General features: G+C 37.0%; 8 protein-coding genes and 1 pseudogene. 3 read left to right on the forward strand and 6 right to left on the reverse strand.

Annotated elements, in window-relative coordinates; all coding sequences use genetic code 11:
- The 4 genes and pseudogenes from PVV60_RS06830 to PVV60_RS06845 form a co-directional block, all read right to left on the reverse strand.
- A pseudogene (locus PVV60_RS06830) lies at positions 1–1,358 on the reverse strand (hypothetical protein); the annotation flags it as partial.
- A gap of 606 nt (positions 1,359–1,964) precedes the next feature.
- A complete protein-coding gene (locus PVV60_RS06835; protein ID WP_273723953.1) occupies positions 1,965–7,484 on the reverse strand; it encodes a Vomp family autotransporter in 5,520 nt (1,839 codons plus the stop codon).
- Between the two features lie 926 nt (positions 7,485–8,410).
- Complete coding sequence (locus tag PVV60_RS06840) at positions 8,411–8,917, reverse strand: helix-turn-helix domain-containing protein (RefSeq protein ID WP_273723954.1); 507 nt, start codon at positions 8,915–8,917, stop codon at positions 8,411–8,413.
- 61 nt (positions 8,918–8,978) lie between these two features.
- Positions 8,979–9,278 (reverse strand): hypothetical protein, encoded by a 300-nt coding sequence (locus PVV60_RS06845; RefSeq protein WP_273723955.1) that lies wholly within the window; start codon positions 9,276–9,278, stop codon positions 8,979–8,981.
- Positions 9,279–9,871: 593 nt separating this feature from the next.
- On the opposite strand from PVV60_RS06845, the gene PVV60_RS06850 reads away from it, so the two are divergent.
- Positions 9,872–10,141: a hypothetical protein gene (locus PVV60_RS06850; RefSeq protein ID WP_273723956.1), complete on the forward strand. Its 270-nt coding sequence runs from the start codon at positions 9,872–9,874 to the stop codon at positions 10,139–10,141.
- 318 nt (positions 10,142–10,459) lie between these two features.
- Here PVV60_RS06850 and PVV60_RS06855 read toward each other — a convergent pair whose 3' ends face one another.
- Positions 10,460–11,671, reverse strand: a complete 1,212-nt coding sequence (locus tag PVV60_RS06855; protein ID WP_273723957.1) for an MFS transporter — start codon at positions 11,669–11,671, stop codon at positions 10,460–10,462.
- A 604-nt stretch (positions 11,672–12,275) separates the two neighbouring features.
- On the reverse strand, positions 12,276–12,926 hold the full coding sequence (gene tmk, locus PVV60_RS06860) for a dTMP kinase (protein WP_273723958.1): 651 nt from the start codon (positions 12,924–12,926) through the stop codon (positions 12,276–12,278).
- Positions 12,927–14,018: 1,092 nt separating this feature from the next.
- Here tmk and PVV60_RS06865 point away from each other — a divergent pair.
- Positions 14,019–15,209: an MFS transporter gene (locus PVV60_RS06865; RefSeq protein WP_275065029.1), complete on the forward strand. Its 1,191-nt coding sequence runs from the start codon at positions 14,019–14,021 to the stop codon at positions 15,207–15,209.
- Positions 15,206–16,411, forward strand: a complete 1,206-nt coding sequence (locus tag PVV60_RS06870) for an ATP-grasp domain-containing protein (RefSeq protein ID WP_273723960.1) — start codon at positions 15,206–15,208, stop codon at positions 16,409–16,411. The genes PVV60_RS06865 and PVV60_RS06870 overlap by 4 nt, the downstream gene beginning before the upstream one ends.
- The last annotated feature ends 12 nt before the right edge of the window (positions 16,412–16,423 follow it).

Here is a 16,423-nt window from a genome sequence, read left to right on the forward strand (position 1 = left end):
CCAGATGCAATACCAGTTACCCTTTTATTTCCAGCACCAATACCACCTGTGGTTATTTTCGGACCATCAGTAATGACCAGACCTGTTGCATCTAGGGTGGTTGTGCCTGCCTTTAAGCTCGTTAATGTAACATCTTGAGCTAAATCAAATTTTACATTATTATTTTTATCGCCTTTTGTAATGTTAAGATTTGTACTTCCAGTGGAAAAATCTACTCCGCTATCCATAATGACTGTTTTAGCATCTTTCCCACCGACAGAGAGTTTCCAACCATTTTTTCTTACGACATCTTCTAAGTCTTGCAATTGTCTTAGATTCACTGCGTCTGAATCTTCACTACCAGCCGCTACACCTGTAATTTGGCGCGTTTTTTTAGTATCAGCATCACCAACACTAACAGCACCTAATGTAGATTTCCAATAAGATGACGTATTTTTTGCAGGTCCCTGCAGCACAGAAGTATAACCCGGAACACCAGCAGCCCTCTTAGCTATAGAATTGCTTCCTAGAGCAACGCCCCCTACCACTTTCACCTGCGTTTTGAAGCCTAAAGCTGTACCGTCATCCTCCTCCACCCGTACAAAACGACCAACAGCAACCGCGTCATTCTTTAGTGACACTATATCTGCACCAACAGCAACGGATCCACCTCTATGGATCTCAGATTTAGAACCTATGATAACGGATGCCGCTAACTTTTGGTTTCCTTCAGCTAATACCGCCTTCGCTTTATAACCAATAACAACACTGTCCACGGTTTTCGAAATAATATCATTACCAAAAATAACATTATTTCCCGATACATCACGTTGCATTCCCTCTGTTGAACCACTCCGTAAGATATTAGACACATTAATAATATCTGTATTCTCATCATCCTGTGCAAGCTGTTGGTCTATAGAGTTATCAACCACAAATGACCGTGGACTGACGAGAGACTTTTTATATTGCCCTCCTGCATCTAGGGTTCTTGCCAATACATTTTTGCTATCCGCCATCAAAACATTCACGACAGGACTATAATCACTTACACCAGAGAGGGTTTTAGTTAAAAAATTTGCATAGTCATCGGCAGCATTAATCTTTTCTAACCCCGCTTTATTGAGTGCTGTTAAATAATTGTCTTTTGAAACAGAAGAAGCATTCAAACCAGCAACAGAGATAATGCTTTGCGGATAAGAGACACCAGCACTGTTAACACCTTCGAGAAAGGTGTTTCTAAAATCAGGATTTGCTGAAAAAACAGGTGTAACATTCGATAAAAATGTAGCCGCTGTAGCCAATGAAAGAACTTTAACAAAAGAAAAACGAGAAAATTTTAAATCGCTCCCTGCTAATTTTGTATATAATTTTTTCATAATGAACTCCCCAATGAAAAAATAACTATAACCACAAAAAAAACACATTTAAACGCTACAAAGCTCTCTGAAATTGGTTTTTCTAAATATATTCAAAAGTTTAAGGACTGATTGAAAAGATAGAGAAGTTGATGTTTTGTAGTTAATGCGCTCTGTTCTCTTACCTTTCCTAAAAAGGTAAGTTTTCTTGTGTTGGTTGGTTTTTTTAATCTTTAAACCTGTTGGTTGTTTTTTGCAAGGGGTAGAATTGGTTTAGTATATTGTTTTTATAACTTCCTACAGTAAAATTGAAATATATTTAAATATATACCTTTGTCTTACTAGAAAGTTTTTTAATAGATTTTTAGAGAGTGAAATTTTCTTTAGATTTAAAAGTGAACGCAGAAAATAATGGACTTATGATTTATGAAAAAACTTATTATCTTATTTTGAAATAAGAAGTTCATTTTGTTGAAAGTGTATAGGTTTTTTCTGTTTTTTAAACCTGTATTTGTTGTTATAGCGCTTATCAATTTACATATATATAATTTTTACATGCGTAACAACAATTCACCCCTGCCTCATGAGACAGGGGTGAAAAGGAATTTTTATATATTTTGTTTATTATCAGTTTAATGTCATATTGAATCCCGCACCTACACCCCAGTGACCTCCAGAAGTTGTTGCGGATATGTTAGAGCGGTATTTTCCATTTTCTGAGGTATAACCTGCACCAAAGGCAAATGCAGATTGACTACGCCATAAACCAGTACCAAATCCAACGCTTAATTTTCCAGGTGTATCATTGTAGCGTAAGTTAGACACCGCAAGACCAATAGCCGCTGCTTGTCTTGCCTCTTTTTTTACACTCTCAATGCTGTAGTTTAAAACGTCAAACTTCATATCAGTATACTGTTTAGACCGATCAACCGCATCGTCAATCGCATCAATCACAATATTATTAACCCGTTGATCCGTATAATGCTTGGATTCATCAAGAATAATCTTCATCTGTTCTTGAGTATAGTCATGGAGTTGACCACCATTTACAGCTTCTTTTGATCCTTTCTCAATTTTACCATCAGCGACATTATCAATCAGAACTGGTTCACTGGCATCACCCCCTGCTAATGTGATTTTGTTGGTTTTTTTACCGTTTTCATCTCTGTCATAGCGAACAGCATCCTCAGCAATGACATCAACTCTATTATTGATATTATCAACTTTGGCATCAATATTGATAACTGTGTCACCAATATCAGCAATGGTATTGGAAATGTTATCGACTCTGTTGTTAAGATGCTTAACATCTTTTTCAACACCCGTGACACGTTCATTGGTTTCCCAAAGTTGTCCACCATTAACCGCGTCTTTTGAACCTTTTTCAATTTTGCCATCAGCTACATTGATAATTTTATTCGGCTTACCATCGCGACCAGCATCATAGGCTTTTTCTTTATCATTCCACTTTAAAGCATCTGAATCGACCTTGTTGATGACATCATCAATACGGTCATTAATATTTGACATCCCATTATTAATATCACCAAAAGCATCAGCAACATTATGGTGCTCTTTCTCAACAGTCGTACCATCAGCATTGACTTGAACAATCTTAAAAGTAGGATCTGTCCATTTGCCATTCTCATATTTGGCACCGCCACCGAAATAATTAGCAAGCTGGTTGCTCATGAAATAAAGCTGGTTACCCGTAATGGCATCCGTTGAACCTTTAGCAATCTCACCATCTAAAAGATATTTCAATTTGCTCTTTGTCTTCTGCCCATCTTTTTCATGACGTGCAACAAAAGCTTCTTCTTCATCATCCCACAGTAAAGCATCTTTAGAGAAATTTTCAATTTGCTGATTAAACTCATTGGATACATTTGTTAAGCGCTGATTCACATCTTTAACATTATTATCAAGACCTGTTAAAGCTGAACCAACGTCATAAAAATTAGCCTGTCCTACCTTACCATCTACAATAGCCGATAAAGTGTATTTCAGCCCTTCAAAAGCACCGTTAATAAACTTTGCACCACCGCCAAAAAACTTTGCAATATCTGCTGATATTTTATTAATCTGACTGCCATTAATTGCATCGTGGGAATTTTCATCAATGCTACCATCTTTTATACCAGAAAGTGTTCTCTCTTGATTATTTTTATTTGCAATATTTATTTCTGTACCACCGGTTTCTTTACCTATGGTAATAGGCGCGGACTCATTTTCTTGCTTCACAAGACTATTTTTTGTTATATCAGAGATTTGATTGTGTATATTTGTGAAGGTATTGTTCACACCTTCAAAAGCATCAGCAACATTTGAGTAAGGCTGCTTAGAGACAGCACCATTATCGCCGATATGATAAACTTGGAAAGTAGGAGCATGCCATTCTCCATTTTCATTATATCCAGCGCCACCACCGAAATAAGAAGCAACGTCCTTCATTGAAAGGTCTAAATGATGATTAACGTGCCTGATATTTGTATCAAGCCCCGACAAAGCCGATCCAACATCATTATGTTCCTTCTGTTTTACCTGACCCTTTTCATCAATAGTAGTTAAATTATATCTTGGTTTTCTAAAGATTCCATTCTCGAATGAGGTGCCACCACCAAAAAATTCAGCAACATTTTGGGATATTTTATTAATCTGGCTACCATTGATAGCGTCATGCGATTGATCAGAAATCTTTCCATCTTTGACGTTATGAAGAGCAACTTGCCCATTAGCCCTATTACCTCCTAAGGTCACACTGTTATAATTAATAGAATTATCATCATTCTTATCATAGAGAACCGCAAATTTATCCATTTGATTAATAACATTATTATTAATATTTATTACAGTGTCATCGAGTTGTTTTTTATTAACTGCTTCATCATCGTTCTCTGCAGCTTTCACGCCCGCGATAGTTCGAGATCCTCCACTGCCTGTAATATCAATCTTCGCACCGCCTTTTTCCTTACCAATGGTGATAAGCTTTTCGCCCTCATCCCACTTAACAAGACTATTTTCTGTTACATTATTAATCTGACTGTAAATATCTGTGATAGAAGTGTTAACATCACCTAAAGCATCAGCGACATTATGGTGTTCCTTCTCAACAATATTACCATTCTCCCCACGCTGAGAAACCTTGAAAGTAGGAGCCGTCCATTTGCCTTTCTCATACTTAGCGCCACCACCAAAATACTCAGCAATATCAAGAAACCCAGTGGTTATTCTATGATCAACCGCAAAGACATTTTTATTAACTACATCCAAAGCTGAACCAACATCAGCATATTCCCCTATACTTACTGCACCATCTTCTGCAATAGTCGTTAATTCATATTTTGGTCCTGTAAAGACACCATTCTCGAATGAGGCATTACCACCAAAGTGTTTTGCAATTTTGCTACCCATAGAATAAAGTTGGGAACCATTTATAGCATCTGTTGATTCTTCATTAACGTCACCATCTAAAATGTGAGTAATTCTATAGTCTGCTTTACTTCCTTCTTTTTCACGACTTGCAACAAAAGCCTGTTCATCTTCATCCCACAACAAAGCGTCTTTAGAAATCTTTTCTATGCTTTCGTCCAGTTGTTTTTTATTAACAGCTTCATTACCGTTTACTGCGTCTTTAACACCTGCGATAATCCGATCTCCCTCGTTACCTGTAATATCAATTTTCGTTCCACCTTTTTCTTTACCAATGGTGATAAGTTTCTGCCCTTCGTCCCATTGAACAAGACTATTGCCAGCTATTTGGTCTTTTATTTCTTTCAGCTGTAAAAAATTTACAGCATCGGTATCTTCAGTCCCAGCTTTCACTTTTGTGATTTTTTCATTGCCAGCGTTAATACCATTCGCAGTTACACTTGGACCCCCATTAACAAACTTAAAGCCGTCACCATTCATAATACTGTTGCCTGTTGTGACACTTGTGAGCGTAAGATTATCATTCAAAGTAAATGTAACTTTATTGTCATCGCTTTTTACAATTTTGATATTTTTGCTTCCATCCCCACTCTCACCCGCAACAAGATCTACTGTACTCCCAGCTTTAACATCTGTAGCACGTGTACCATCAACAGAAAGTTTCCAGCCTTTTTCTGCCAGTGTTTTTACTTCTTTCAACTGTCCATAAGTTACTGCCTCATCATCTTCAGTCGCATCTAACATATTTCTAATATTTGTACGGCCAGCATCAATACCATCCACAGTCATACTTGGACCATTACCATCAATAAACTTAAAGCCAACAGCACTCATGATGCTTTCTCCTGCTGTGACACTCATTACATTAATATTATCAGCTAGATCAAATGTGACATTGTGATCGTCGTCTTTTTCAATCTTAATATTTTTTGTACCTTTATTGTCAGCTGACTGAAAATTTACTGTACCATTGGGACCAATAGCCGTAGCATCCCCACCATTAACAGCAAGCTGCCAACTCGTTTTGGTTGCTTTTTCTATAGCTTTTAGCTGTTTATAATTTACTGCATCGGTATCTTCAGTCCCCTCTGCTACGTTTATAATCTTTTGATTTCCAGCATCAATACCATCCACAGTTACATTTGGACCATTATTACTATTAATAAAAAAGCCATCCACAGTCATGCGAGGGCCGTCCTTGATTACAAAGCCATCATCACTCATCGTGCTCTTGCCTGTAGTGACGCTTGTAAGTTTGAGAGTATCACTCAAAGTAAATTGGATTTTATGCTTATTATTTGCACTATCTTTTTCTATCTTTAAGTTGTCTTTTCCTACTTCTGTATCTTTCACTGAAAAATCTACAGTATTGCCTGCATTAACCTCTGTCGGATCTGTATCGTTCGTAGAAAGTTTCCAAGCTCCTCCTCCTGCTATGACATCTCTCATAGCTTTCAGCTGTGCAACATTCACAGCATCAGTGTCTTCACTCCCGGCTGCAACATTTGTAATCTGTCGCGTTAAATTCTGGTTAGTATTACCAACACTAAAATCACCTCCTGTGCTTTTCCACACAAGATCACTCTTTGTTGTTGTAGTATTTGTTACAGGATCATAACCAAAAACACCACTCTCAACACGAGAGACAGATCCTCCACCCACAGCAACACCATCTATAACACGTACTTGTGCGTTTATACCAATTGCAACTGAATGAGCCGTCTCTGCATAAGTATGAGTACCTATGGCAATCGAATTTTTACCCTTTGCTATTACTTTTCTTTCCTCCCCGTTGTCTGCAGGTTCCCCACCACCTATTGCAATAGAACCAAGAGCTTGAGCTTCAGCCTTCGTGCCTATAGCAACCGCGTACTCGTCAGTTGCTTTGGTCTTTAATCCTAATGCAATACTATCGTAACCAGATGCAGATGCCACCTTACCAATAGCAACACTATTTATACCGCTTGCTGTTGCATCTGAACCAAACGCAATCGCATCGTCCAGCGTAGCTTGGGAACGCACACCTATAGAAATGCTATTTTTACCAGAAGCAGTCGCAAGACCACCAATAGCAACCGTAGATTCCCCCGATGCTTCTGATCCCACACCCATAGCAACACTTGCTTTACCACTTGCAAGCGCGGAAACACCAAAAGCTTGCGCTCCTCCAGCCTTTGCTGTCGCACCTGCACCAAAAACGGTTGAATAATTCCCCGTTGCAGCAGATCCACAACCAGTTGCAAAAGAATAAACACCATAAGCCTCAGGCATAGCACTAGTAGTGCCTCTCGTTAGAGCTCCCATATAACCACCTAAAACTCTACCATCAGTGCTGGTCGTGTATCCATCACCCGCCCAAATAACCTGTCCAGTGGTCGTACCATAAGGACTACGACCTCCAAAAACTTTCTCACCAACAAATCTCTCATATTGTTCTTGTGCGGTTATTCGTTGACTATCAGCAACTCCTTGTTGTTGTTTGCCGCCACGACCAATAACATTGTCTGCACCACAGAAATCATCATCACCCGCAAAAACAACACTCCCATGACTACCATGTGGATACTCAACTTGCGGCATATTAGAGCTGTTAACTTTCACTCCTGTTATTGAGAGATTCGCCGCAAAAACAGGAGAAACACTCGATAAGAGTGTCGCCATTACCGTACTAAGAGAGACAACTTTAATTAAATTTGGTGTGGAATATTTTTTTTTCATAAGGAACCTCCTCCAACAGAGTTCAACATCATCACAACGCGTGAAAACACACATGGCAAACCCCTTAGTTTGCACACTTCAAAAACCAATAAATCAAGATACAACCCTCCCATCGACACCGCTATTTATTACGGCATCACCCTAAAATCTTTGCAACAACATCGAATCTAGAAAAGTCCCCAATCCTTTTAGCTAGAGGGATTCAAGCTAAAAAATAAATAAAAACACAAGACTTTGAAAATATAATGTAATCTCCATTCAAAACACTGCGATTTATCTCTTAACAAAAATAGTTTAACTAAAGAGCAATTCTACTTTTTAAGTAAAGCGTCTCAGAAGAATGGCAAGAGTGTAAAAATAATTTTTTATAAATTTGCAAAAATACTTCTCAATAAATTAGCTGTTCTTATAAGCACAAATTTATGATTTTTTTAACTTATAGCATAATGTAATGGATAACGATTATCATCACAACCTCACTCTTTTCTGCGAGGTAAGCTGTTTCAATATATAATACATATCTTTGAAAGAAATCTTTCTTAATATAATGATGCACGCCCTGTAAAAAGTTTCAACGTGCTCATCTCATCATCTTCATAAAAAGACAAAAGCGCGCCTATAAATGGTCTTTCGTTCTTCTCTCTTGGTTCGTCTCTCTTATATGTCTGTGACCCTTTTATAGGAACAAAACATCGTCATTGTATTTTCACTGTTGTATAATTTTTTTATAGTACTAACTGTAATTCTTTTTATAAACAGGTTTATCTTTATTAGAGAAATACATTAATTTATAATGATAATTTATCATTTTTTAGGCTGAATAAGAGACCAAAAAATCGTTAGATTTTCCCGTTTCAAACCTGTTCATACAGAAAAAATCAAAAGAGTTTTTTAAAAAGGCTGTTCGTTTGTATCTTATGAATTTTCTAGATGTGCTTTTCAGTTTCGATTTTACGCTTTAAATGTAATTTTAAAAGTGGCAAAATGGCTTCGACTTCTTCCATATCATTGAGGTTTTGAATAAGCTCTTGCAATTTTCCATAAAGCTCTGCTGCTAATTCCGCAACATCTTCAGGAGAAAGATCTATTTTTGCATCATGATAGGTCGTATAAGCCAAATGTCCAAGCTTTTTCATCAGCCCAGCCGGAATCGCTTGCGGTTTAAAACCAGCTGCTTTCGCCTTTGCCATATCTGAAAACATCTCGCCATTGCCCGTTACAAGCCAATCTAATGAAACACCACAAATTTCTTGATATTTGGAAAGCGCAGAGGCTGTAGGCTCACTTATACCAGTTTCATAAGTTCCTACAGAGCCAGCAGTGATACCAAGATGTTCAGCAAACTGCTTACGCTCTGTAAAACCAAGAGCGTGACGCACTTCACGAAAACGTTTTGCCAACTCAGTTTTAGGTTTTGCTTCCTGACGAGCCAAAAAAACACTCCAAAATCAATATAATTGTTGACTAAATAATTATATTGATTTATATCTATTATTACTGCTCCTTAAGAAGAGCAGTTATCACATACATAACCCCACAAAAATGGATGCTACAGTATCCGTTTAAGCAGGAGCGAAAATTATGACAATCACACAAAAAATGCGATCGCCGTGGTATTTTACTGCGCTTGCGCCCCTGTAATATAACCTTGGCAAAACTCAAGCCTATCAGAGCCCATTTTCCAAAGTCAAAAACATTTGGACACAGCCCAATGAAAAAGCTAAATGCGCCACTGCCAACTCTATCAGTTTGCACGCCAAGCCAATTCTTGCCAACTGCTTTCTCAAAAGCCACAGTCATATTCTTTCAGAAGCAAAAAGCCCAACACAGGTTCTCTCACTCAACAGCCTAGTAAACCTGCTTAAATCTCTTTGCAAGAATCTATAATACACTTCCCAAAGTTTTTACATTACAACATAAGGTAAAAAGTTTATCAATGTCTAAAAATCAGTATAAAAGTGGCAAAATAATTGGCCTTCTACAAAAAATGAGAGAATCACTCGTTATTAAAAAGTTAGACGTTTACAAACCATGTTTGCTTATTTTATATATTAATAGCGCTGATTTAGCTGTAATTGGCAATAGAGATTTCAGGGTGTTTGGTTTATCGCCAGAATGCTCCTCCTCTATGCACATTAAAAGCCTTTTGGCAATGTATTTTAAATGCTATAAGTTCTATAGTAAACACATCACCATCCATATTTACAATTGGGCGCTTCAAAATGTTGGAGTAATAAAATCTTTAAATAGGTATTGATTTAAAAGCGCGTATTTTGCAGAAAATTGACAAAACCATGAGGTTCGTAATACATGGCAATTCTAAGTGATGATAGTGGTGTGATACTAAAACAAACTGCATGCAAAACCGCAACGTGGAAGAATTAAGTATGACCTCTTTATGCGATAAAGAATTATCTGATACACTGGTTGGTCTTTATGACGACTATCAACGTGGTTTGGACATTGGAGAAGAGCTTAGACTGTGCGTTGATTTAGCTTTATCTCTTGAATTAGAACTCAGTATTCTCCGTTTAAGTGAAACAGATGCTGTTTTAAAAAAAGAGATTGTACAAACCTTGAATCGTCGCAGAAATGCTCATTCCAATGAAGATGAAATTGATACAATTTTTCATATGGATTTTGAAAAACAAAAATAATGCAACATCCTCCCCGTATGATAAGATATTACCTCATCGCTTTACTTTCTACTGTGCTTAAATCAAAAACTTTTAAGAAGATTTAAAGTGTTGCGTTTTCGTCTTCTTAACAACAGTGAGATGAATTAAAGAAACGCAGCAATTCTTTTGGATCATTATCAAAAAATAGAGAATATTCTCTAGCATACATCACTCTGTGCTTTATTCATTAAGCACTAACTTTTACATTTTCTCACTCTCCTGTAAAAGAAAAATATGAAATATGCTGTAGCGTAAATGTTTATAAAATAGCGTATATTTACCACACTGAAATGTAATTTATTGTTTTTCATGTCTATAAAACAGCACTATGAGTATTCCAACAAGCGCAAAAATGCTTTGAAAAAAATATATCGATTGAGGTGATATGCTACTGTTATCGCTTGCCATAATGAGATAGATTCCGAGGATAAAACATCCAGAGATACCATTAAAACCTGCCTGCAATCTTCCTTGGTATTCAGGATCACAAGAGAGTTGTGATAAAGAAATCGAAAGAGCCCAACTCGAAAGTCCAAATCCAATCATAAAGTAAACAGGAAAAGCAACAAAATTGTGTGTATTAACAGATAGAATAGCAAGGCCAATAGCCATAAAAGCTAATAAAATGGCTAATGTTTTCCTTATAGATAAAATTTTACAAAGAAGCGGTGAAAAAAACGCACCTGTCAATACGCCCATAGAATAAAGTACCTCAAATATTGCAAAGGTCCTGCTATCCGCTTTTAAAACTTCTTGTATATAAGGAACAAGAATAACAGGAATAGTCATCAAAAGAGTCATAATCATCATCTGGCTTACATAAGGTACAAAAAGAGCCGGATTCTGTTTAAAATAATGAAGGGATTCTGTATAATTTTTCCACCAATTTTGCTGGTTTTGATTTTTAGATCTTTGGTTTTTAGGTACCTTCATTGCAAAATTAAATAAACCAGCAATAATAAAGAATATACCACCTATTAGAAGAGTTCCTTTTGTTCCTGCATAGGACAGTATCAATCCACTTAAGCCCATACCTGCGATAGTGCCAAGTTCATAAACCATATCGATGGTCGCATTTGCATTAATGAGCTGTTCCTTCAGCACAATACTTTGAATTAAAGAAATAGCTGATGGCATATAAAAAGAGATAAAAATGCCCAAAAGAGCAGATAAGACCATCAATTCAATGTCTATACCAAAATGCCAAAGCATTACCCAGCCAACGATTACCAAACCTCTCACGAGATTTGAAATAATAATCTGCGTTTTACGATTATATTTATCTGCCAATATGCCCCAAATAGGAGCAAAAATAATGCTAGGCGCCCAAAGAAAAAGCATCATCAACGCTATACCACGGATTGAACTCGTCTGATTGTAAGCAAGCCATGACAATGCAATATAATTTAGTCCGTTTCCAAATGTAGCAAATAAGCCGCTCAAAGTAAAATAGAGAAAAGTTCTATTTTTAAATAAAGCAATGCGTTCCTTCAAATTTGAAGTGAACATAAATTATCCTCTAAAATAAATACCAGTCGATATGCATGATAAATCCTGTTTTAAACATGCATTCTTACAATTTTGATTTTAGATCATTAAATTTAAGAAAGCAAAATTCCTTTTTTGAAGCTTTTAAAATCTTTGTACTGTGATATGATTAATTTTTCTATGAAAACGAAATATTTATGAATAAAAATACAATAAAATTAATATTTTATGTTAATTTTCTTCAGAAGCTACACCTTTATACATATGTGAAACAATTTTATAATATGGAAGCTTCACACACATCATTATCCTTATTATTCCGTGTACAAAAATATGCTCATGTATATCCCTCCATGTCGTTCTTCTATCACCACACTTCGTCTCTAAAAGAATAAACATACTATTATCCTCACGATAAATATTGATAACTTTTCTACTCCCCTTCTCTAAATCTTTTAAAACAAGCCCATTACAGTTAATTTTCCAATTAAAATATATAACGCGATATTTTTCCTGAGTAGTTAAATTATTGCAATCATATCTCTAAAGTTTCAGATTTAGAGTACGAATACATAAAGAAGGATCTATCGTGGATAAATTGATTAATAAATTAGTTTATTCATAATCAAAAACAAACTTCATCTATATGATGTCGTATTTGATGATGAATTAAAGAAACAGGAGCAGTTCCATCAAGTGTTATAAACCGCTCATCTATTTCTGATAAAACTTGGTATACTTCATAAACTTTTTCAATAAAAGAGAGTTTTTCTTCGTATTTTAACTTTAAACCATCCCTTTTCTGCAACCGCTCCAGTATAGTAGTGGGCGGCAAATGAAGATAAAATGTAATATGAGGTCTTGGAATAGATTGATTTAATTTAACTACACTTTCAACAGAAAGCTCTCGAGCATAAAAATAAGCAAGACTAGAATAAACATATCGATCGCTAATTAATAAATTTTGCGATGAAGCTAAGGAAGGTTCAATAATTTCAAGTGTATGTTTGCGTCTATCTGTCGCTGATAAGAGTGCTAAAAGCAACTGATCAATTGCTTTTCCATTATCTAAGTAATCTCTAATTTCTGGATTATTTCTATACCAATAACTGGGTTGAAAAGTTTGTATTATATGTTTTTCTGTTGAGTAATGGCGAGCAATTTCTTTTATTTGTGTTGTCTTTCCACTCCCATCAAACCCGCATAAGACAATAAAAGAACCAGAAAATTTCTTTGAAGACCACATGGAATTATAAACTTTTTTATCAAGATACATTTTGTCTATATACTCTCCATAAGTTAAATTGTTTTATGTCTGAAATCTCTTAATGTTTAATAAGGTGTTTTTTAACTCGTCTCTAAACAGAAACACACAATACTCCCGCATTTGTATAACTTTATGATAAATGGCGGTATATAGACTTAGTTTTGAGATGAGGTTATATGTTAGACAGCTTAAAATGAGATTAAGCATTTGTAAAAAAATATATTTTTTACTCACACTACATACCCTGCCATTTCTTAACGAATTCTAGTAGAGTTTCTGAGGATTACTCCTATAGCGTCGTGTAAGTGTATAGAAATGAGTTCGATCTCAGTATATTATTGTCCCTTAAGAGCTGCTACTAGATTGCGCTCCATAGGAATCTAATAAAATCAACTCTATCTTTTCTCAAACCACTGCCTGCGCTATAAGAATTTGATATTCGATTCCGTCAAAAAGCAGCAGAGCAATTCTCGGAAAACATCGCTGAGATATTGAAATATGCCTTGCAAAGCGTTTGAATCAAATGTTTCACTATATCTTTCGGTATACTCATAAACTGAAACTAAGAATATTATAATAAGACCTCAAACAACGACGACGCCCAAATCAGCCGTAACAAAGCTTCCTAAAACTGAACCAATAATACCTTGCTATGAAAAGACTACGATGCAAAGGCTTTAATACAACTGCATACCTTAGCGCTAATGCCATAAATGTTTCTGATAGATAACGAAGTTTGTTGTCACAACAACATCTAACAACGATCAATAGAAAAACCTCAACCTTGAGTATAAACAAAATCAACTTGAAAGCGCAAAATATATCTCTAGGACATAGTTATGTTCGTTATCTGGCTTTCCCCTTATTGGCAAGCCCCCCACAAGAGACACAGTGAAAATACCAGCCTCCATCGCTACTCATTCTCATGAAAATAAGCTATCACTACCATAAACATCAGCGTTCAATTTTTCCCGATCAAAAAACTTGACATTCCCAGTAATATGTGTGTGTATTCATTATTCGTAAACATGTGTGCTGATTTATAATACTGCGTGTTTTAAGAGATTCCGAAATGGGGGGGATGATGTGCACAAACAGCAAATGTTTCGGTTTTATGGGCTTGTTGTCCTGCTTTATCTCTCTGATATGGTTCTGTTCTTAAGTAATCTTTGGAATGCTTATCGCATAACATCCTCATCTGTTTTCCTAGGCGTAACCATGGCTTTGGGCACCCTTATGCCCTATCTTTTGAAAAAAAGCGGACTTGTGCGCATTAAAGCCTCACTGCGGTTGGTCGATTTATACAAAAGGCGGATCATTATCTATAGCCTTCTTTTATTGATTGCACTTTTTCATTACGCTGATACCCCCTTTGGTTTTATCGCTGTCTCTATCTCTATCGGCTATCTCTCTTTGATTACCTTAAGCACACTCGAGACTTATAATACTAAACTAGCACTTAGTGGTTATATTAGCGCCCAAAAGGCTTCCCGCATTATGCAAACAGTGGTGCAAATTGGCGCCTTTTTGGGAGCAGCATTGAGTGGTTATCTCTTAGAAGCAACCAGCCCTCGAGGGGCAGCAGCTGAAATCGGCTATAATGGTTTGATTGTAGCACTTTGTGTGTTTGACATCATTATAAGCCTTATAGCCGGATATATCATCTTTTGCGATGAATATAACGCTACAGATACCACAGCACCTGCAACCGATAAGAAGACAGCACCCACACCGCAAGCGGATGGACTCTCCCGTGAGCTTAAACTTTTATGCGTCTGCATAGGACTTATTGGCTTTCATATTTGCGCTTATAATACACTAGCAACCATTCTTTTTCAGAGTGTGAAAAATTTTGGCTCTGAATATTATGGGCTTTGCAGTGCCGTTGCGGGCATGGGCGCTTTTTTGGCTGCTTTTATCAAAATCCCTCGCTTTGAATTTATTCTCCCAGCCCTTATGTTGAGCGTAGCTGATCTTATTTTTAGCACCACACAATCGCCCTATTTGGCTGTGGTCTTTTGCTTTTTTATTGGCTTTTCAATGAATACCATGCGAATTAATGCCCGCAAACATACGATTGAAGCGACTAAAACAGAGACTCAAGCAGAGCTGGTGGGAAGCTATAGCGGCATGCTTTATACTCTCTCCCAATCGGCAGGTTATGTTATCCTTGGTCTTCTTACAAGCTCTGCCCTTATGGGTCCTCAAGCAGCTGTTTATCTTCTACCCCTTATAGGCTTAATAATCTTTATTTATGTTCTTTTCCTTTTATTGCAGCGGAACAAAGTATGAGAAAAACTATTCTTATTGTCGACCCTTTCTCCACGGGCGCCCTCTATGGTCCTGCTTTGCAAAAATTAGGCTATGCTTGTTATGGGGTTGTCTCTCAACAAGCTCCTTTTTCACACTATATGCTTTCTTATCAGGGAGAGGGCATGGCAGAAGCGAAACTTCATAATGTAGATGAGATAAAGACACGCTTTCCTATCGGCGCAATAGAGTCTGTGGTAGCAGGCGCCGAGGTAAGTATTTATTGTGCCGATCAATTGGCGGCTTATTATAATTGCCCTGGGAATAATCCCTCAACCACCGATTGGCGACGGAAAAAGGCAGCAATGCAAAAGCGCCTTTGTGAAAATGGTTTATCTTACAACCGATCAAAAATTCTTACAAAAGACAATTGTACTCTCGATGGTTTTGAAAGTCCCAGCGGCTATGTGGTAAAGCCAAACGATTCTGCTGGAAGCGATGGTGTTTTGTTTTTCTCGAGCCGTGACGAAGTAGCAGCGTGGATTTCTGAGATTGACTGGACGCAGAAAAATATTTTTGGCACACCTAACGAGACTTATTTGCTCCAAGAAAGATTGGAGGGAGAGGAATACATCGTAGATGCCATTGTAAAGGGAGATGCTGTAAAGATATGTGCTTTATCACGATATAAAAAAGGTATTCATAATGGAAGTGCCTTTGTTTATGAATCGCTTGATGTACTTGATGCTCAAGATCCCTCTTATGCCCTTCTTATCTCTTATGCAAAACAATGCATTCGCGCGCTGGGGATTGAATATGGACCCGCGCATATGGAAATCATGCAAACAGCTCGTGGTCCAGTGATGATCGAAGTAGGAGCCCGCCTCCACGGAGGAATTGCGCCAACTTTATTCGCGCATTGCTATGATGATGATTTACTTGAAAGCTCCGTTAACCTTATTGCGGGCGTGTTTTCGCAAACACCAAGCCGCCTTAAGAAAAAAGGGCGTATTATCTTTCTTATCAACAAGATCGACGGTCATATTATAAAAGATGTTAACGTATGGCGACAAAAGCTTCATTCTTGGGAAAATATAGTTCATTTTATGCTCTTTTTTAAAGAAAACGAGCCCCTCCCTCTAACCATCGATTTGAATACCTGCCCGGCCATTATAGCAATTTGGGGACACAGTGATGATGAATTATCAGCTTTGGAAAGGATCATTCGTAGCAATTTCTTATAAAATACAACAATT

The sequence above is a fragment of the Bartonella sp. AU18XJBT genome (genome assembly GCF_028618595.1).
Classification (GTDB): Bacteria; Pseudomonadota; Alphaproteobacteria; order Rhizobiales; family Rhizobiaceae; genus Bartonella.